Origin of the sequence: Leptospira montravelensis, assembly GCF_004770045.1 — a bacterium.
In the GTDB taxonomy this organism is placed as follows: Bacteria; Spirochaetota; Leptospiria; order Leptospirales; family Leptospiraceae; genus Leptospira_A; species Leptospira_A montravelensis.
This window is the reverse complement of sequence record NZ_RQFO01000011.1, coordinates 122,089-140,603: the sequence shown is the minus strand read 5'-3', so window position 1 is coordinate 140,603 and position 18,515 is coordinate 122,089. Positions and strand designations below refer to the sequence as shown.

The window sequence follows — 18,515 nt, the reverse complement described above, 5'->3', positions numbered from 1 at the left end:
AATAAAGGAGTTTTTATGAAACGCATTTTATATGCAATGGCAGTGTCCTTACGATTGGATAAACTGCACAAAGCCATGTTAGATGCTGTCATTGAAACACGTGTCAAAAACGCGTTACAGGCATCCGACAAGTTACGCAAAGAACAAGACCGGTTGCGAGAAAAAGAATTCCGAAAACAATTGGATGACCTACAAAACAACCATAACAGCAGTTTTGAAAATTATAAACTAGAAACAGAAAATCTAATTCGCATTTTCAAAAACCAGATCCTTGTTGAGAAAAAAGAAGTTCTCAAAGAACGCGAAATTGTAAAAGAAATGCAACGCCAAGCAATGATCCGCGAAAATAGATTCCAACATTATATTTTACGATTCAAAGAGATTCTATTTGTAAACAAAAAGGTAGTGGAATCCATCCAAAGTTTGGTAAAAGTTGAATCCAACATCGAAGATCTGTTATACGAAATTGATAACTATGACGAAAGTAAGTTCATCAAAAAACCAGAAATGATTTTGGATACAGAGTTTCTAAAAGAACTCCATAAAAAAGAAGAAGAAATTCGAGATAATATTCTTAAATTTCAGAAGAAGGTTGAGAACAGCTGATCATAATGATCAGCCTTTCGCCTTCATCTCATTGGGTTGGCCCGTCGAAGAAAGAAGAGCCCGCCAGAGTGTACTTCTTTCTGGTCGTAGTACCTTTCTTTCTGCAATGGCAAGGGAGATGGGCATAACCGTGAACACATTGTTCCAGATCCCTACTACACATCCAGTCCTTCCAGCAAAAGCAGCATGGACTGCATTTTGAGCAAGAAACCCGCAAAACACAGAGTCTTCCGCGTTGGCAGGAACCGAACGAATGATATAACTAGGATCTATGTATTTTAAATTGAGGTTCACTCCTTCCTTTTTAAAATACTCAGTAATTTTATCTTTGATAAATATTCCTATGTCCGCCAACTTTTTGTTTCCTGATAAATCTTTTTCGCCCTTATCTTCAAAGAACTTTTGACCGGCACCTTCCGCTAAAATCACCACGGCATGACCTCTTCTTTGGATTCTTTCTTTTAGAACGGTAAGAAAGGCACCCTCTCCTTCTAAATCAAAATCAAGTTCTGGGATGAGGACAAAATTTACATTTTTGGAAGCAAGTGCTGCATTCACAGCTATGAAACCAGAATGGCGTCCCATAAGTTTCACAAGACCTATTCCATTCGGTGCCCCTTTTGCTTCTTCATGAGCACAATTTACTGCTTCTACCGCCTTACTAAAAGCAGTCGAGAACCCAAAGGTTTTTTGGACGTAGTTGATATCGTTATCGATTGTTTTGGGAATCCCAACAATGGCAATGTCTTCTTTTCGTTTGCGAATTTCTTCTTGGATGGCCTGCGCACCACGAAGAGTGCCATCACCACCAATACAAAAAAGCATCTTCACTCCATAGAGGAATAATGTATCGACCATATCTCCAATATTTTGACTACCACGAGATGATCCTAATATCGAACCACCAAAGTTCATGATATGAGCTACCTTATCGGGAGTGAGTTCTACTGGCCTATGCCCATATTTTTTCACAAGGCCTTCGTATCCAAAAGGAAAACCCAAAATACGTGGCACTTTGTAACGATAATGTAATTCCATCACAAGAGCACGGATTACATCGTTGATTCCAGGGCAAAGTCCACCGCAAGTCACAATCCCCGCAGTGACTTCTTCAGGGCGAAAATAGATTTTCTCTTTAGGGCCTGCTTGTTCAAAAAATACGGGGCTTGTTTCTACGGTTTTTCTAGCGTCCTCTGGCCCTGAAAATATGGTTTGGAAAAGTACAACGGAATTATCTTCGGTCCAGTAGTCATACCCTGCTGGGTTTGGGATGGTGCAGGGTCCAAATTGTTCAACCTTGGTATCATTTTCATTCATCGCATCCACTTATAACAAAAAAAGAGCGAGAAGAAAGCAAATTTCATTGCCAAACTAAGGAAAAGCAGGCAGAAATGCTTTTAGATGCTTAAAAAGATAGTACTTACAACCATTCTCGCCTCTATGACGAGCCATACTATTTTTGCGCAAGGGTTACCTTTCTTTTCTAGTTATTCTTTTTCCGATCCTAGAGCTTCTTTGTTCCAAGTCGGAGGTTCACATAACGGGAATTTGGCGATCCTAATCCCTTTTCGATTCCCAAAAGAATTGGAACTTGGATTCGATGGCAAACTTCCAAAATCCAATGACCCAATGGCTGGGATCCAAATTTTTTCCCCTGTCATTCCATTCGCAACAACGAACCCATACAGAAATCCTGAAGGAAACTTTGATGTCCGTCCGGAACGTATGAACTCGGCCCTACTTTCCTACCAACCCAATGTGACTTATGTGTATTATCGAAATGGATTTACCTTTGATTTGGGTCTTAGCATGGGAATGTCTTTGAACCAAGGTGGTTCCGGTTATGTGGATGTAGCAGAGTCAAAAGTTCGGATCAAATACCGACTCAATCGCAATTTGTTTTCCTTTATCAAAAACTCTCGTTGGGAACTATTTTTACAACTTTCCGAATTACATAGGTTTGATTCTTCAGAGTACGCCAACCGATTTAACTCTTCCATTCGCGCACAAGAACCTTCTAGAACCAACTTTGTGGGAAGACAGGTTTACGTAACACCAGGAATCAGTATCTCCAATAGTAACCTGACTCTAGAAGGAATGGTGAGAGTTCCACTCAACGCAAGGGAAGCGGGCCGCACATTGGATGACCTTTGGGCGCCAGAAATCCAAGGAAACTTAGGCCTCAAATACTATATGCCAGTGGCACCATCCAAACACGCTAATTAGTTAGTCATTCGTTAACTTCCACTCAAAACTAGCTAAACTCACGACCACCAACATTTCCAAAACAAAATAAATTTCACATAGAGTCGTAGTTTGGTCTAAATTCATAACCAAATAAAACATAGTGAAAGTGCAGTAGAAAAAATTGGCTATGGCAATCACTCGTAAATAAAATTTCCACTGAAAAGGATTTAAAAAATAACATAACAAAGAATAAACGGCATAAACAAAAGGTAAGATTGATAAAGTATACAGTGTGTCAATTGGCATACCAAGTAAATCTGCATACAAAGGAAGGACGAAAAAAAGTAACACTCCCGAAAGGATGGCACCAAGACCATCGATTAAAAAAATATACTTTGGATTGTTTTTTAAAAACTGAATTTGTGAATTCATAAATTGATTTATTTTCCCTTTGGGCACATCGAATTTGATGTGATACCAGAACCTAATTCTAGAACGACCGGGCTCTCCGCTACAATCTTTCCAAATTCATTATTGTATCGATCACTTTTCTAACTCTGGAAAGGATTTTCGCTTCGATCCCTTGTGCGGGGAAAAGACAAAATGGAAAATTACTCAACCGGCTTTTGTTAATTGTACTTTTCTTTAAGATTTGAATATACCATTTAAATAAACCCCTAAATCAATTTTAATGGGCATCAAATATATATTAAAATCGTATTCAGAACAATAACGAATGACATCTTTCGCAAAGTCAATCGCACGTAAGTGCGGAATTACATTTGGGAAAATTCTCTGAATCGTAGTGGCGACAACCCAGCTTCTGGTGTCAATTCAATCGAATCGTTTATATATTTTTGGGAATGAAAAAACTTTTCTAAATTCTCATTATACTTTGTTCACAAACCGTTTCCAAGACAAATCCACATCCATTTTTGATATGTTTTCTTTTTTCCTGGAAATTCGAAATTTTTGATCCTGCCAAACAATCATAGTTTCTTCTGTTGGACAACTGGTTTCCCCACAACTTACTTCTAGAATTTCTAATTCGGTATCTTGGGGTATATTTGTATATTCTCGCAACCAAGTGGCTAGTTTGGAATGAAAAGGAAACCCACCACCAAGCGTTCCTTTGGCGACAGATTTCCATCCGTGGTTGTGGTTGTTTTGAATGAAACTCACAGAACCCTCCTAACTTTAGTCATAGACTAAGTCTTTAAGACTTAGACTTACGAGAAGGATCATAGTTGAGAATTGGTGACAACCAACGTTCCACTTCCGAAATTTCCATTTCTTTGTCCTTCGCGTAGTTTACCACTTGGTCTTCATTAATTTTACCAATGGCAAAATAACGAGATTCCGGATGTGAGAAATAATAGCCACTCACACTACTTGCAGGCCACATCGCACAGGATTCGGTCAGTTGAATTCCTGCATTTTTTTCGACGTCCAGAAGTTTCCAAATTTTTCTTTTTTCGGTATGGTCAGGACATGCGGGATACCCAGGTGCCGGACGAATGCCACGATACTTTTCTCGAATGAGGTCTTCTTTGGTTAAATTCTCATCCTTTCCAAATCCCCATTCTTCTCGCATACGGTGGTGCATATATTCAGCAAAGGCTTCTGCAAATCGGTCTGCAAGTGCTTTCACCAAAATGGAATTGTAATCATCTTGTTTTGCTTCGTAGGATCTTGCTAATTCTTCAATTCCATGACCGGCAGTGACTGCAAAATATCCAATATAATCATTTTTCTTTTTATCTTTTGGAGCAATAAAATCCGCCAAACTATAGTTTGGTTGATTTGTCATTTTGGTAGTTTGTTGGCGTAACATTGGATAGGTTCCCAAAGATTTTGTTTTGGAATCATCTTCGAAAATTTCTACCACTTCCCCTAGAGAAACAGCAGGGAACATCCCCACTACGGCTCTCGGTTTAAGATTTGGATTTTCTAACATTTCTTTTAAGATGATTTGCGCATCATTAAACAGAGATGTGGCTTCTTTTCCAATGACAGGATCTTTTAAAATTTGTGGGTAACGACCCTTTAATTCCCAAGCCAAAAAGAAGGGAGACCAATCAACAAAAGGAAGTAAATCTTGTAAGGTGACATCTTCAATTTTTTTAACACCAGTAAAACTAGGTTTCGGTGGCGTATAAGAATCCCAATCCGCGAGAAATTTGTTTTTAATTGCACTTTCAATTGGTAAAATGTTTCTTTCGTTTTCTCTCGAATAAAATTCTTCACGAATTTTTGATTGTTCTTCTACAACTTGTTTTGCATAATCCACTGCGGTTTGTGGATTGAGGGCACTGTTCATTACGTTCACAACTCGAGATGCATCCATCACATGAAGCACAGGTTTTGAATATTGTTCGGCAATTTTTACAGCAGTGTGGGCTGGCGAAGTGGTTGCCCCACCAATGAGGAGAGGAACTTGGAATCCTTGGCGTTCCATTTCTTTGGCCACATATACCATTTCATCAAGGGAAGGTGTAATGAGGCCCGAAAGACCAATTGCCGCTACATTTTCTCTTTTAGCAGTTTCTAAAATCTTTTCACAGGGAACCATCACTCCGAGGTCAATCACCTCATAGTTGTTACATGCCAAAACCACACCTACAATATTTTTTCCAATATCGTGGACATCTCCTTTTACAGTAGCAATTAGAAATTTAGCTTGTTTGCTTTCGTCTTTTTGGTTTCGTTTTTCTTCTTCCATATAAGGGAGTAAATAAGCAACAGCCTTTTTCATAACCCTTGCGCTTTTTACCACTTGAGGAAGAAACATCTTACCGGCTCCAAAAAGTTCCCCTACTACTTTCATTCCATTCATGAGGGGCCCTTCGATCACTTCGAGAGGTTTTGCAAAACTAAGTCGTGCTTCTTCTGTATCTTGAGTGACAAATTCATCAATCCCTTTCACAAGAGCATGCGTTAGGCGCTCTTCTACAGATCCACTCCTCCACACATCATCCTTCTTTTGAACCTTGGCTTCCCCGTGGAAACTTCCAGCAGCTTCAATCAAACGTTCAGTGGCATCTGGCCTACGGTTTAGAAGTACATCTTCTACTAGTTCCAATAAGTCTTTGGGGATTTGTTCGTAAACTTCTAACATCCCTGCATTCACAATGGCCATATCCATTCCTGCTTGGATGGCATGGTATAAAAATGCTGAGTGCATCGCTTCCCGAACGGGATTATTCCCACGGAATGAAAAAGAAATATTACTGAGACCACCTGATACTTTCGCACCAGGGCAAACTTTTTTAATTTCACGAGTGGCTTCGATAAAATCCATCGCATAATTATTATGTTCTTCTATCCCTGTGGCCACTGTCAGGATGTTTGGATCAAAGATAATATCTGTTGGATCAAAGTCTAATTTTTCGACAAGTAAATCGTATGCCCTTTTACAGATACGGACTTTATCATCTTTAGTTGCCGCCTGTCCTTGTTCGTCGAATGCCATCACAATCGCTGCGGCTCCAAACCTTTGAATAGTGCGAGCATGACTTAAAAAAACTTCTTCTCCCTCTTTCAAAGAGATTGAGTTTACAATGGGTTTTCCTTGGATACATTTTAGACCCGCAAGTAGTACAGACCATTTTGAAGAATCGACCATAAACGGGACTCGTGCAATGTCTGGTTCCCCAGCAATTAAGTTTAAAAACTTAGTCATAGAAGCTTCCCCATCAAGGAGAGCTTCGTCAAAGTTGATATCAATGATATTGGCACCAGCTTGGACTTGTTGTAAGGCGACTTGTACTGCTTCTTCAAAATTTCCATCTAAGATGAGTTTTTTGAATTTAGGAGAGCCTGTGACGTTGTTCCTTTCACCCACGTTTATAAAGCCTTGGTCTTTGGTCAGTTTCAAAGGTTCCAGGCCCGCAAAAGCACTGAGTTTCGGTTGTTCTTTTAGGGGACGGGGAGCAATTCCAGAAACAGCTTCTTTTGCCGCTCGGATATGGTCAGGTGTTGTTCCACAACATCCTCCCACAATATTAAGAAAACCTGCTTCTGCAAAGTTTTTCATCCAACCACCAAATTCTTCAGGAGTTTGGTCATAACCACCGAAGGCATTGGGAAGTCCTGCATTGGGATAACAAGACACATAACAATCAGCCACACGAGAAAGTTCCTCGATATAAGGACGCATCTCTCCTGCACCTAGCGCACAGTTGATGCCCACTGCTAGTGCTTTTGCATGTTTGATCGAAATATAAAATGCTTCCCCTGTTTGGCCCGAGAGAGTTCGGCCAGAGGCATCTGTGATCGTTACAGAAAGTACAACAGGAATTCGAATTTTACGTTCTTCAAATACTTTCTCAATCGCAAATATACATGCTTTTAAATTTAAAGTATCAATATTGGTTTCTGGTAAAAGTAAATCTACACCACCATCAAGAAGTGCCGATACTTGTTCATGAAAACAATCCACTAACTCATCAAAGGTGACTGCGCGAAATGCAGGATTATTTACATCTGGTGATAGAGATGCTGTTTTTACTGTTGGTCCAATGGACCCTGCAATGAAAACATCCGTTTTTCCCGTTTTTTCTTTGTATTTGGCCACTGCATTTTTTGCACACTGTACGGCAGCCAGATTTAGATCCCTTACTGCCGATTCCATTTGATAGTCCGCTTGCGAAACAATATTGGAACTGAATGTATTGGTTTCAATGATATCAGCACCAGCTTCCAAATATTCTAAGTGGACAGATTCGATGATATCAGGACGTGTGATGGCGAGAACATCATTGTTTCCTTTGATGGAAACGGGCCAATCCTTAAAACGATCCCCACGGAAATCATCCTCTTCCAAAGAATGTCTTTGGATCATGGTACCCATAGCACCATCTAATACGAGAATTCTCTCGTTAATCAATTTTAAAAGGGATTTTGCAGAAGGATTGGTATATTCAAATTTCATATTATTATATCAGTATATAGGAAAAAGAGTACATGGCCAAAAGACCACATACTCTAAAAATCAATTATTTGCTCGGATCAGAACACTTTGCACCTTTTAGAGGTGGTTTAGTGGTTACTATGACCGGGAATTTATTTGCTTCTTTTGCATTGACTTCAATCGAAGGTTTGTGTTTTTCCGGGACATCGTAGTCCGGAAAAATTGCATCAATCGGGCATTCATATTGACAAGCATTACAGTCAATACAAGTGTCTGGATCGATGTACAGAGTGTCCGGAGCTTCATGAAAAGCTTCGACCGGACATACTGCAGCACAACTTGTGTATTTACAATCAACGCAAATTTCAGTTACAACATAAGCCATGAGAAACTCCATTGCTCTTTCTGGTCTTAACCAAAAAGAGCTTATTTTTTAGTATCGGTAGTGGTCTGGTTTGTACGGACCTTCGAGTGGAACACTGATATAATCAGCTTGTTTTTGAGTTAGTTTTGTTAAACGAACACCCAGTTGTTCCAAATGAAGAGCAGCTACTTTTTCATCTAAATGTTTAGGAAGGCGGTAAACACCTAACTCATATTTAGTAGTGTAAAGTTCGATTTGAGCCAAAACTTGGTTTGTGAAAGAACTTGACATCACAAAAGATGGGTGACCAGTCGCACAACCAAGGTTTACCAAACGACCTTCCGCAAGAACGATGATCGATCTTCCATTAGGGAAAGTGTATTTATCAACTTGTGGTTTGATTTCTTTTTTAATCACATCTTTTTCAGAGTTCAAACGAGACATTTGAATTTCAGTATCAAAGTGACCAATATTACAAAGGATCGCACCGTCTTTCATAGCTTTCATGTGTTCAAGTGAAATGATATCATCATTTCCAGTTGCTGTGACAATGATGTCAGCATTTTCGATTACATCTTCTACACGTAAAACTTGGTATCCTTCCATCACCGCTTGAAGAGCACAAATTGGATCGATTTCTGTGACAATCACACGTGCACCAAAGTTACGAAGGGAAGCCGCAGAACCTTTTCCTACATCACCATAACCACAAACAAGTGCCACCTTCCCAGCTAACATCACGTCTGTTGCACGTTTGATTCCGTCAGCAAGGGATTCACGGCAACCGTATAGGTTGTCAAATTTAGATTTTGTGACAGAGTCATTTACGTTGATTGCAGGGATTTTCAAAGTTCCCGCTTTCAATTTTTTATGAAGTGCAATCACACCTGTAGTTGTTTCTTCCGAAACACCTTTAATTTCTGTTAGAAGTTGTGGGTATTTTTCATGGATGTAGTGAGTTAGGTCATGACCGTCATCAAGGATCATGTTTGGTCCTTTTCCACCTTCGAAAAATAGTGTTTGTTCAATACACCACCAATATTCTTCTTCAGTTTCCCCTTTCCATGCAAATACAGGAATTCCCGCTTTTGCAATTGCTGCTGCTGCGTGATCTTGTGTTGAAAAAATGTTACAAGAGGACCAACGAATGTCAGCACCTAATGCAGCCAAGGTTTCAATTAAAACCGCTGTTTGGATCGTCATGTGAAGAGATCCGCAAATTCTAGCACCTTTCAATGGTTTAGAAGTTCCGAATTCTTTGCGAAGAGCCATAAGGCCCGGCATTTCTTTTTCTGCCAAAATGATCTCTTCTCTTCCCCATTCTGCAAGAGAGATATCCTTCACTTTATATGGCAATCTTTCCGTTTTCGTTTCAGTTGCTATGGACATAGTGTCCTCCTTATTCCTTTGTTGCTTTGATAGTTAAAATTTTAAAACTTGATTCTGTTGAGATCTCATTCATTGACCCTACGCTAAAACCTGCATTCGAAAGCCATGACTCAAAAAGTTCTGGTTCAAATCCAAGCCAAAGGTCTGCAAAATTATCCCGCATATATTCCGCATTGTGTTTTCCTAAATCAACGATACACAAAACCCCACCTGGTTTTAGTACCCTTGCGACCTCTTCCAAAACAGTAGGTGGATGAGAAATATGATGCATCACCATTGAAGCAACTACCGCATCACAGGAATTAGTTGACAAAGGCAGATGTTCCATTGGTGTTTGGATGAGACTGACACTTGGATTTTTCCCATAATGGGAAGTAGCACTTTCAATCATTTTAGAGGAGTTATCCACTCCCGTAACATGTTTTGCTTTGTTTAAAAGAAAGGGAATTAGGCCTCCCGGACCACAGCCCAAATCCAAAATATTTTCACAAAGAGGTAGTTCTTGTAAAATCCAAGACCTGTATAGTTTGGGATGGAGTGTTTCTTCCTGTAATTTTTCCCAACTTTCCGCCACTCCATCAAAGAAGGATTTGGATTTCCTTTCTCTGGTTTCCAAAATCTGATGAACCATCCTTTGGTCTCTTTCTCTGGAAGGTAAATCTTCTTTATATGATAATAATAGTTTGGTGAGTTCTAGAGGGAATTTTAAATCTGACTCTTCTTCCTCTGGAAGGAAACTATACACAAGGCTCCCTTCTCGACGTGACCCAATCAGGCCTGCCTCAGTTAATATTTTTAAATGCCTTGAGATCCGAGATTGGCCCATCCCAAGGATTTCCACCACTTCGTTCACAGAAAAGGCCCCAAAACTCAGGATATGGAGGATACGAATCCGTGTTTCGTCGGAAATGGCCTTGGTGGCAGAAAGTAAATGACCAGAGGGTCTAGATTGTGGGAGCGTTTCAATAGCCATATCCAAGATATCTACATATCAAGAAATCTTGATATGTAGATTCCGGCAAGCGATTTTTTGGCCCATCTTTTTGATGAAAGGCCGAAAAATGGGGTTATTTTTATGATATTTTGAAGAAATTGATCTTCTTTTTCAGTGTTTCTGCCAAATTAGCAATCCCATTGGAAGTGGCGGTCATTTCTTCAAGTCCTGCCGCCGTGCCTTGGGTTAAGTCATTGATGCTAAAAATCGCTTGGGCCACTTCCCCGATCGCATTTTTCTGTTCTTCCATTGAAAGTCGGATGGCTTGGCTGATTTGGTTCACCTTGTCTACCTCTTCCCCAACTTTTTGATTGATGACGAGCTGCTCTTTTGTACTGGCCTCAATCGAATCTGTCATTTCATTAAAGGAGTTCACACCTTGGATGATTCTTTGGATGAGGGAAATGGTGGTTTCAATATTTTCTCGGCCGTTGTCAATTTCTTTTTCATTGGCTTGGATGAGTTCTCCAATATCACCGATGGACATAGCTGTTTTTTCAGCCAACTTCCCAATTTCATCGGCGACCACAGCAAATCCTCTTCCATAAACACCAGCTCTTGCAGCCTCAATTGCCGCATTTAACGCAAGTAAGTTGATTTGTTCGGAGATATTATTGATAATTTCAATCACACTTCCAATTTCTTCGGAACTGTTACTGATTTTGGTAATTGAATTTCGCATGGAATCCAAAGAAGTTTGCCCAGACCTTGCTTCTTCTGAAATAAGCGTTACGTCTTTAGAAGCTTTCCCTACTTGTCTACCAGTGGCTTCAATCAAAGTGGATAATTCTGCCATTTTTAATTTTAAAAAATCAACTTTACAAAACTGATCTTCAGCTTGGGCATCTACGTTTTGAACTGCTGCCGAAATCTCTTCAATGGAAGCTGAAATTTCTTCTGCAGAAGCCGCTTGTGTTTGAGCATTAGAAGATAACATATTGAGTGACGCTGACATTTGTTCTGCAGAAGAAGCTAGGTCTTCTGAAAATACCTGATTGGAACCCACTACTTCGGAAATTTGTTTTAATGTAGCGTTAAGACCACGAGCAAGCCTTGCAAACTCATCAGAAGATTCCATCTTAGCATTATGACGGAGGTCTCCAATTTCAATATCATGTAGAATTTTACCTACAGTTTTCATTGGTTTGAATCGAGCAGTAAACAATAAATAAATGGAGATGGCAATGAATACAGCACCAATGATACTAATGATTGTTAACCCACGAAGAGAAGAAAGACTTTCCACTTCAATTTCTTTCAAATCAATTGTTGAAAAAAACTGAAGTCCATACTTTTCACTGATCTTTCGTCTGAGTAAAAAGGTAGATCCTTCCCAAGGATTACGAAAAGAATCCGATTCCCCCGCTTTTTTCGCGCGTTCGTCAAATTCCGTATTTTTAAAACTATGCATTAAGTATTTAGGATTGGGATGATAAACCATCGTAGAATTTTTATCGAGTAAAAAGGAATAACCGGAAGTTCCAATTTTTACATTTTTTAGAAAGGATTCCATTGCTTTTCCCACAAGAAATGGCATACCTACGATTCCAATCACAGTACCATTTGCATTTTTTACCGGATTTGTGACAATAATCACTATATCACCGTTAAATGGAGATTTTACAGCAACACCAACATGACTTTTCCCTTCTTTGGCTGCATTTATATTTTCTAGAAGGTCTGGATTGGAAGCTAAGGAATAACCAACGCTAGTTCCATTCGAAAGACCAGAAGCGACAATAGGAAAACCATCCGCAAAGGAAGCAATAAATGCATTTTCTAAAAGTAGTTGTGAATCACTTAGCACTTTCGCAAGGATTGGTTCCGCTAATTTGTAATTTTTGGTTTCAAGGGCTAATTTGGTGGTAGGTAAAGATGCTACTTCTTTTAAGTTAGCTTCCACTGACTCAAAATAAACATTAATTCCCGCTTCATTACTTTGATTAAAATTATACAATTGGTTGGAAAAAGCTTTTTCCAATGACTTAGCATTGACGTTAAATGCATAAATCAAAAGGAAAATAGAAAGCACCATAACCATGAGTGAGAATATAATTGGTACTGTATTTCTAAGGTTTCTATAATAAGGTGAAATACTTTCTTTTAATTCTGCCTGAAAGATATCATCGTCCAAAACAATATGTGATGATTTTTCGAGTAAAATAAACGAAGAAATGACATTGAGAATTGCCGTTAAGATTAGAATACTTACGATATAAAAAGAATCTGACTTACTAGTTTCTTCTAAAAGTAGAAGCGGACCGAGCACAATAGGAAGGGAAAGAGCCCATTGGGCACTCCCGACCAAAGCCCCTACTACAGGCATCTTCGCAATCAGATCCCAAACAGCCACATAGGTTTTGGGATCTTTTTCGGATTGCGATTCTAGTTCAACTAGTCCCTTTTTAATAGCCTTTAGTTTTTTAGGAAAGATGAGCGCAGGAAGAAGCAAACTCACAAGGGCTGCCGCAATGGCGGCACCAACGAAAGTTTTCACTTGTTTAGGACTTAAATCAACATAGAAAAGGATCAGTGCGATTCCGATGGGAACAACAATGCCCAAAGAGAAAACCTGAGATGCGAGAGTAAATGCCCTTGTGTAGCGTTTGTATAACTTCATTAAAACTTAGACCTAAGACGAAGGGTAATTTCTACGATCCTTATGGCAAGGTTTTATGGATTTCCCCGAAGTTTTACTAAAAAGCGAGTTTGATACCCAGATTGGCAGAGTAAAGGTCCTTTCCTCCGTACAACCCTTCGGCAATCACTTTTAGAAGATACAAATCAAATTCTAATCCTACTATCCCGTATCCAATTCCTCGTTTGGAGTTAGATTCGCTACTAGCTCTAAATCCGAGAGTGGCATTGGGATTTTGTGCCAAAAGTTCTTTGTTTACTGCTGATTGGTATTCCCTAGGCAATTCCAATGGTTGGGATTCATTCGTATTGATTAAGAAAGGTCCTCTCCTGCTTAAATTTGCAGAGTTACTCCCCGAATTCCAACTATAACCCCCACCCACAATGACATTGGCGATCCAAAATAAACCAAGACCAGTACGAAGGTCGACATTCGTGGTTTGCACTTTTGTATTAAATTGGAAGTTTGTATCCCCTCCCCATTTCCCTTTGACCCCTTGGAATTCAATTTGAGCTGCTTTACCTTCGAGGTAACTAAGACTCATATTTTGTTCCATAACATGGTGACCCACACCTACGTTGATTCCATTCCAAGTAATTAGGTTCATTAAAAAACCTTCTTTTTCTAACAATTGGTATCGAATCATACCACCATACGACCGTACGGCGATGCGGCCTTCGTAATTTTTGTTATTAGAAGCTGATTGAATTTGATCTTCTGAAACAGCTACGTTCATACCATGAAGAAAAATCCCCATCCGACGGATGTATCCTCCTTCAGAAGTTCCGAATAACCACCCAGGATTAAAATCCAAATGGAAAGATGGAATCACAGCACCACCTACGTTCGGAAGTTTGGGGAATTTAATATAATTATCTTGAATTTGAATGTCGTCTTTTTTGTATCCAGCTGCCGAAGCACTGACACCGAATTGAACTCGGCGAACCATACCGGTTCCTATATTACTGGCGCCGATATTCGCTAAAAATCCGGCTTCTAAATTAGTTTTGAGTACTTCGTTTAAGTATTCTTTTTCAAATTTTCTAAGGGTACCATTCCCTGCTTCCGTAAGCGGTGTTGGTAAAAAACTACAGGCTGATCCTTCACAAGTAAATTGTGCATACAGTTCGGATTGCGAGGCTGTTATGGCAAATACGAGTATGAGCAGTAGGTTACGTAACTTCATATAGATCCTTAATTCTCTACCAATTTTAAACAATTGGAAAGGAAATTTCTCTCCTAAACAGAGACTTCTTTTGCTTTTTTTGCCGTACTAATCCAAAAAACTCCCGTAAGTACGAATAATGTACCAATACTATGTAGTATGGTAATGGGTTCGTCTAGTAGCCAATATGCCAAGAAAAGAGTCGACATTGGTCCAACCGAGCCAACTATAGCGGCTGTTTTGCTGCCCACACGTTTAATTCCTTCAGATACAAAAATGGCTGGGATCACAGTATTTACAGTTCCCATAATAAATGCAAGTGCGTAGAATGAGAATGGTTGGATGAGTTCCTTGTAACTACCAAAAATTGCATAATGGATAAATACAGCAAAAGAAGAGGTAATTAAAGCCCATGCTGTGTATTTTTTTGCACCTAACTTTGGAATGATAGAGCCACTACCCATTAGATAAATAGCATAAGTAAGAGCAGAAAGTAAAATAAAAAAAGCCCCGAGGCTCACTTCTTTGGCAGAACCAAGTTGAACATCTTGTCCATAGGCCAAAGAAACACCTGTATAAGTAAGCACGAGAGAAAATACTTCCCTCAGGTGGATTTTCTTTTTCAAAAATAAAAATGATAAGATCACGACTAGAGTGGGATAAATAAAAAGGATGATCCTTTCAAGTCCGGCACTGATGTACTTGAGTCCTAAAAAATCAAAAAGGCTCGCTAAGTAATATCCTACGACACCCATAAAGACCACCTGGATCACATCCTTTTTGGAAAGTATCGTTTTTCCCTCTTCTTTTTCAGCCTTCCAAGCAATCCAAACTAAAAAAGGAAAGGCAAAGACCATGCGAAAAAAAAGGGATCCGATGGCTGAAATTTCATACCGGTAAGTCAACTTAACTATCACAGCTTTTGCGCTAAATAAAAGTGCTCCCATAAGTACGAGAGTTACCCCTTTCCATTCTGTACTTGTATTTTCTCTCACAAGCCCATCCTGAAAAACCTAGGAAATCCCGATAGTTTAATTGAATGAAACTAACTTTGCTATTGGGAACCTTTTTGTTGTTTGGTTTTGCGATGGGGGCAAATCCTTCAGAGGAATTATCCAAACCTCTTTTACGAGTGTTCCCAAGTTTTAGGCCAGAAGAATGCCAAGACTGGGCCATTCGTCCCTTTATCTGCAAACAATGTTTACGCGAAGGGAAACGGTATGCACAATTAATTCGATTTTTTGAAGATGGTCCTTACCGGACGCACGGTTGTTACAAAGAACCTGGTGGTTTTGAAAGTTTAGAAGAAGAAACAAAAACCGGGAATGCGAATCCCCGGTAGGATCTGTAGAATTATTATTTTTTTACACAACCCATAATGCCAGCAAAACCTGGAGCATTTTTCAAACAGTTAGGATCAAATTTTCCTTCCATACACTGATCGATCATTTTTTGTTTACCTTGTTGTAATCCTGCGAGAACTGGTGCAGCCGCTGGGTTCTTTTTAGCTTCTTCTTCAATTTGAACAAAAGTGCTAGCGAGAGCAGACTCACACTCTTCTTGGGTATACACTTTGGATTTACAATTAGCCAAGAAAAGCCCGAGAGCGAGCGCCAAAATGAGGGATTTTTTCATGAAAAACTCCGATACATAGATTTCATGATAACTTCTATTTTAGAAAGGGATTTGAAAACAAAAAAATGATCCACCATATTGCCATAGGAACTCCCAATCCTTCCCATTTAGCAGATTTTTACCTAAAAATTCCAGGTTCCCACAAATTAAAAGAATTCCATTATGAATCTGGGATTTTACGTTCTGTTTGGATTCAGTTTGGTTCTATCATCGTTATGTTAGAAGATGGAGAAAATAAGTCCCCTCGTGCCCTTGTTTTTTCCTATCAAGTAATCGATCAATCTAAATGGACTCAATTTTTAAAACAGAGCAATATCCAAGGAAGAACTGATTATACTATTTATTTTTTTGATCCTGATAAAAATCTTTTAGGAGTAAGTAGTTATCCAGAAAAACTAGAACCTCTATTAGAAATGAGTTGAGAAAACAACTTATTCTACATAATGTAACATTCACTTAGGAATAGAAATCCAACAGAATGAGCATCAAACAGAAGTTAGCACTAGGTTCTTCCATCATCACACTTTTTTCATTAGGAGTAATCCTCACACTAATCTCTTATGTTATTTACAAAAATGCAAAAGAAGATGCACTGGAAAAAATTTCCAACCTTGCCGACAAAATTTCACTTGATGTTGGAAACTATTTATCAGCTCCACTTGGTGAAGTTTATTTGCTAAAACAAATTCTAGAAGAAACAAACATCTTAGATCGGGAACGAGTATTCAAAATTTTAAAAGTAATGACGTCATCTAATGCCTCTATCCTTGGGACTTACGTAGTTTTTGAACCAAATGCTTTTGATGGAAGAGACTCTAACTATCGCAATGCGAAATTTCATGATAACTCCGGTCGTTTGATTCCTTATGCAGTGAAAGCAAATAACAAAATTATTATTGAACCTGTGGTTGGGTTTGATCTTCCAGAATCCGAATTTTACCAACTCCCCAAAAAAAATAGAAAACCAGAACTGATTCCTCCCTTTGATTATAAAGTGGACGGAAAAGATATCACTATGATTTCACTTGTTTATCCTGTCATCAGAAATCAAAATTTTTTAGGTATTGCGGGAGCTGATCTTTCCTTAGAAACCATTCGAACCTATCTTCAAAATTTAAAAATATTAGATGGGGCAGTAAAGATCACACTTGTTGCCAGTAATGGTTATGTTTTATTTAATGGAATCCATCCAGACAAAAAGGATGTACAATGGAAGGATGAAGAAGATACATATATTAATTTAGCGATGTCTTCTAAGGAAAAACAAAGTTATTCCGATTCCGAATATTTCCATGTAAGTTTACCCATACAACTCATAGAAAACACAGCTCCCTGGACCCTCCGAGTATCTTATCCGCAAGTTCGAATCACAAACGAAATCCAATTTATTTTTTGGATTGCTTTAGGCCTTGGTGCCACTGGAATTCTTTTTTCTACTCTTGCAAATATGGCAATCTTTCGTAATTTAGTGGATAAAAGACTACAAACATTGATTGGATTTACTAAAGATGCAGCTAACGGGAATCTATCGAAAGCAATAGTCGATGAAAAAAAAGATGAAATAGGCCATTTAGTAGAAGCTGTGGTGGGTATGGTGACAAACATCAGGCATATTTTAAGTGTGGCACAAACATCTGGTTCAGACCTTACTGATACTTCCAAATTTATGGAAAACACAATCATTGAACTTTCTGATTTAGCTCAAAGCCAGGCTGCCTCTTCTGAAGAAGCCAGTGCCACAGTTGAAGAACTTAATGCCTCCTCCGAAACAATCAATTCCAATGTACAACATGCGGTTAATAATTCCAAATCCATTAACAATTCACTCCACGCGATCCAGGCTCTTGTCCAAAAAATCACAAAAGAAGTGGAATCATTTGGTGAGATTGCAGTTGGTGCCAACAAAAAAGCTGAGGAAGGACGGACTATGGCAGGTCTAACTTCTCAGGCCATTGAAGAAATCGAAGAAAAGTCTTTGGCCATTACTGAATTTTCTGATGTCATTTCCAATATTTCCGAAAAGACAAGTTTACTAGCGTTAAACGCTGCAATCGAAGCAGCAAGGGCTGGTGAGTCCGGTCGTGGGTTTGCCGTCGTAGCAGAAGAAATTTCTAAATTAGCTTCGCAAGCAGCAGAGTCTGTATCGCAAATCAATACTTTGTCAGCAGAAGCATTAGACTCCATCCAAAATGGAAGCAACCAAGTCACAAAACTCATCGATTTACTTCGCGAAATAATTAAAGAGGTATCTGTAATCTTTGAAAAGGCCAAAGACATTGTTCCCCTCATTCAAGATCAAAAAACAAAAACAGATCAAATATATACGGAAATCGAAGAAATCACTTCTCTTGTTGAATCCATCCAACAATCAACTGAAGAACAAAAAAGAGCCACTTATGAATTATCTAATATGACCATCAATATATCCAATGGGTCACAAATTTTATCGGAACAATCGGAAACCATGTCTGCCAATTCTCTTCGCATGACAGGAATTAGTTCAAAATTATCAGAAGTATTACTAAAATTCAATTTATAGGTGCTTTAGGGACCAAATACATAAAAACTGACTGTTTAAGAATTTTAGAATCGAAAAAGAAAAGAAGGAATCTTTCCAAGCGACTG

Annotated in this window: 16 protein-coding genes; 5 read left to right on the top strand and 11 right to left on the bottom strand. The window is 38.9% G+C overall.

The annotated features are described in order from the left end of the window. Positions 1-15 precede the first annotated feature (15 nt). Positions 16-606, top strand: a complete 591-nt coding sequence (locus EHQ31_RS08690) for a hypothetical protein (protein ID WP_135568449.1) — start codon at positions 16-18, stop codon at positions 604-606. A gap of 9 nt (positions 607-615) precedes the next feature. On the opposite strand, the gene EHQ31_RS08685 is transcribed toward EHQ31_RS08690, so the two are convergent. Beyond that, the gene (locus EHQ31_RS08685; RefSeq protein ID WP_135568448.1) at positions 616-1,923 is read right to left on the bottom strand and encodes an ATP-dependent 6-phosphofructokinase; all 1,308 of its coding nucleotides are present in this window, start codon (positions 1,921-1,923) and stop codon (positions 616-618) included. A gap of 84 nt (positions 1,924-2,007) precedes the next feature. Here EHQ31_RS08685 and EHQ31_RS08680 point away from each other — a divergent pair, with 84 nt between their 5' ends. After that, the gene (locus EHQ31_RS08680) at positions 2,008-2,832 is read left to right on the top strand and encodes a hypothetical protein (protein WP_208652753.1); all 825 of its coding nucleotides are present in this window, start codon (positions 2,008-2,010) and stop codon (positions 2,830-2,832) included. Here EHQ31_RS08680 and EHQ31_RS08675 read toward each other — a convergent pair whose 3' ends face one another. The 9 genes from EHQ31_RS08675 to EHQ31_RS08630 form a co-directional block, all read right to left on the bottom strand. Further along, positions 2,833-3,225 carry a hypothetical protein gene (locus tag EHQ31_RS08675; RefSeq protein ID WP_135568447.1) on the bottom strand — a complete coding sequence of 131 codons (393 nt, stop codon included), beginning with the start codon at positions 3,223-3,225 and terminating at the stop codon, positions 2,833-2,835. It lies immediately after the preceding gene. A 456-nt stretch (positions 3,226-3,681) separates the two neighbouring features. Further along, complete coding sequence (locus EHQ31_RS08665; RefSeq protein ID WP_135568446.1) at positions 3,682-3,975, bottom strand: hypothetical protein; 294 nt, start codon at positions 3,973-3,975, stop codon at positions 3,682-3,684. Positions 3,976-4,009: 34 nt separating this feature from the next. Further along, positions 4,010-7,726 (bottom strand): methionine synthase, encoded by a 3,717-nt coding sequence (metH, locus tag EHQ31_RS08660; protein WP_135568445.1) that lies wholly within the window; start codon positions 7,724-7,726, stop codon positions 4,010-4,012. 64 nt (positions 7,727-7,790) lie between these two features. Further along, positions 7,791-8,090, bottom strand: a complete 300-nt coding sequence (locus tag EHQ31_RS08655) for a ferredoxin family protein (RefSeq protein WP_002980754.1) — start codon at positions 8,088-8,090, stop codon at positions 7,791-7,793. A gap of 48 nt (positions 8,091-8,138) precedes the next feature. Further along, positions 8,139-9,458 carry an adenosylhomocysteinase gene (gene ahcY / locus EHQ31_RS08650; RefSeq protein WP_135568444.1) on the bottom strand — a complete coding sequence of 440 codons (1,320 nt, stop codon included), beginning with the start codon at positions 9,456-9,458 and terminating at the stop codon, positions 8,139-8,141. A gap of 10 nt (positions 9,459-9,468) precedes the next feature. After that, positions 9,469-10,431 (bottom strand): ArsR/SmtB family transcription factor, encoded by a 963-nt coding sequence (locus EHQ31_RS08645; RefSeq protein ID WP_135568443.1) that lies wholly within the window; start codon positions 10,429-10,431, stop codon positions 9,469-9,471. A 100-nt stretch (positions 10,432-10,531) separates the two neighbouring features. Next, complete coding sequence (locus tag EHQ31_RS08640; RefSeq protein ID WP_135568442.1) at positions 10,532-13,072, bottom strand: methyl-accepting chemotaxis protein; 2,541 nt, start codon at positions 13,070-13,072, stop codon at positions 10,532-10,534. A 76-nt stretch (positions 13,073-13,148) separates the two neighbouring features. Next, positions 13,149-14,276 (bottom strand): Lsa36 family surface (lipo)protein, encoded by a 1,128-nt coding sequence (locus EHQ31_RS08635; protein WP_135568441.1) that lies wholly within the window; start codon positions 14,274-14,276, stop codon positions 13,149-13,151. A gap of 53 nt (positions 14,277-14,329) precedes the next feature. Next, a complete protein-coding gene (locus EHQ31_RS08630) occupies positions 14,330-15,250 on the bottom strand; it encodes a DMT family transporter (RefSeq protein ID WP_135568440.1) in 921 nt (306 codons plus the stop codon). 44 nt (positions 15,251-15,294) lie between these two features. Between EHQ31_RS08630 and EHQ31_RS08625 the strand changes: the two genes are divergently transcribed. Beyond that, the gene (locus EHQ31_RS08625; protein WP_135568439.1) at positions 15,295-15,597 is read left to right on the top strand and encodes a hypothetical protein; all 303 of its coding nucleotides are present in this window, start codon (positions 15,295-15,297) and stop codon (positions 15,595-15,597) included. Positions 15,598-15,611: 14 nt separating this feature from the next. Here EHQ31_RS08625 and EHQ31_RS08620 read toward each other — a convergent pair whose 3' ends face one another. Continuing rightward, positions 15,612-15,890 (bottom strand): TIGR04454 family lipoprotein, encoded by a 279-nt coding sequence (locus EHQ31_RS08620; RefSeq protein ID WP_135568438.1) that lies wholly within the window; start codon positions 15,888-15,890, stop codon positions 15,612-15,614. Between the two features lie 65 nt (positions 15,891-15,955). Here EHQ31_RS08620 and EHQ31_RS08615 point away from each other — a divergent pair, with 65 nt between their 5' ends. After that, the gene (locus tag EHQ31_RS08615) at positions 15,956-16,312 is read left to right on the top strand and encodes a VOC family protein (protein ID WP_135568437.1); all 357 of its coding nucleotides are present in this window, start codon (positions 15,956-15,958) and stop codon (positions 16,310-16,312) included. A 56-nt stretch (positions 16,313-16,368) separates the two neighbouring features. Further along, the gene (locus EHQ31_RS08610) at positions 16,369-18,429 is read left to right on the top strand and encodes a methyl-accepting chemotaxis protein (RefSeq protein WP_135568436.1); all 2,061 of its coding nucleotides are present in this window, start codon (positions 16,369-16,371) and stop codon (positions 18,427-18,429) included. The last annotated feature ends 86 nt before the right edge of the window (positions 18,430-18,515 follow it).

What these genes read in the sequence shown, in the direction of transcription:
- EHQ31_RS08690 (WP_135568449.1), top strand. Translation starts at nt 16, where the DNA reads ATGAAACGCATTTTATATGCAATGGCAGTGTCCTTACGATTGGATAAA.
- EHQ31_RS08685 (WP_135568448.1), bottom strand. Translation starts at nt 1,923, where the DNA reads ATGAATGAAAATGATACCAAGGTTGAACAATTTGGACCCTGCACCATC.
- EHQ31_RS08680 (WP_208652753.1), top strand. Translation starts at nt 2,008, where the DNA reads ATGCTTAAAAAGATAGTACTTACAACCATTCTCGCCTCTATGACGAGC.
- EHQ31_RS08675 (WP_135568447.1), bottom strand. Translation starts at nt 3,225, where the DNA reads ATGAATTCACAAATTCAGTTTTTAAAAAACAATCCAAAGTATATTTTT.
- metH (WP_135568445.1), bottom strand. Translation starts at nt 7,726, where the DNA reads ATGAAATTTGAATATACCAATCCTTCTGCAAAATCCCTTTTAAAATTG.
- EHQ31_RS08655 (WP_002980754.1), bottom strand. Translation starts at nt 8,090, where the DNA reads ATGGCTTATGTTGTAACTGAAATTTGCGTTGATTGTAAATACACAAGT.
- ahcY (WP_135568444.1), bottom strand. Translation starts at nt 9,458, where the DNA reads ATGTCCATAGCAACTGAAACGAAAACGGAAAGATTGCCATATAAAGTG.
- EHQ31_RS08645 (WP_135568443.1), bottom strand. Translation starts at nt 10,431, where the DNA reads ATGGCTATTGAAACGCTCCCACAATCTAGACCCTCTGGTCATTTACTT.
- EHQ31_RS08640 (WP_135568442.1), bottom strand. Translation starts at nt 13,072, where the DNA reads ATGAAGTTATACAAACGCTACACAAGGGCATTTACTCTCGCATCTCAG.
- EHQ31_RS08635 (WP_135568441.1), bottom strand. Translation starts at nt 14,276, where the DNA reads ATGAAGTTACGTAACCTACTGCTCATACTCGTATTTGCCATAACAGCC.
- EHQ31_RS08625 (WP_135568439.1), top strand. Translation starts at nt 15,295, where the DNA reads ATGAAACTAACTTTGCTATTGGGAACCTTTTTGTTGTTTGGTTTTGCG.
- EHQ31_RS08620 (WP_135568438.1), bottom strand. Translation starts at nt 15,890, where the DNA reads ATGAAAAAATCCCTCATTTTGGCGCTCGCTCTCGGGCTTTTCTTGGCT.
- EHQ31_RS08615 (WP_135568437.1), top strand. Translation starts at nt 15,956, where the DNA reads ATGATCCACCATATTGCCATAGGAACTCCCAATCCTTCCCATTTAGCA.
- EHQ31_RS08610 (WP_135568436.1), top strand. Translation starts at nt 16,369, where the DNA reads ATGAGCATCAAACAGAAGTTAGCACTAGGTTCTTCCATCATCACACTT.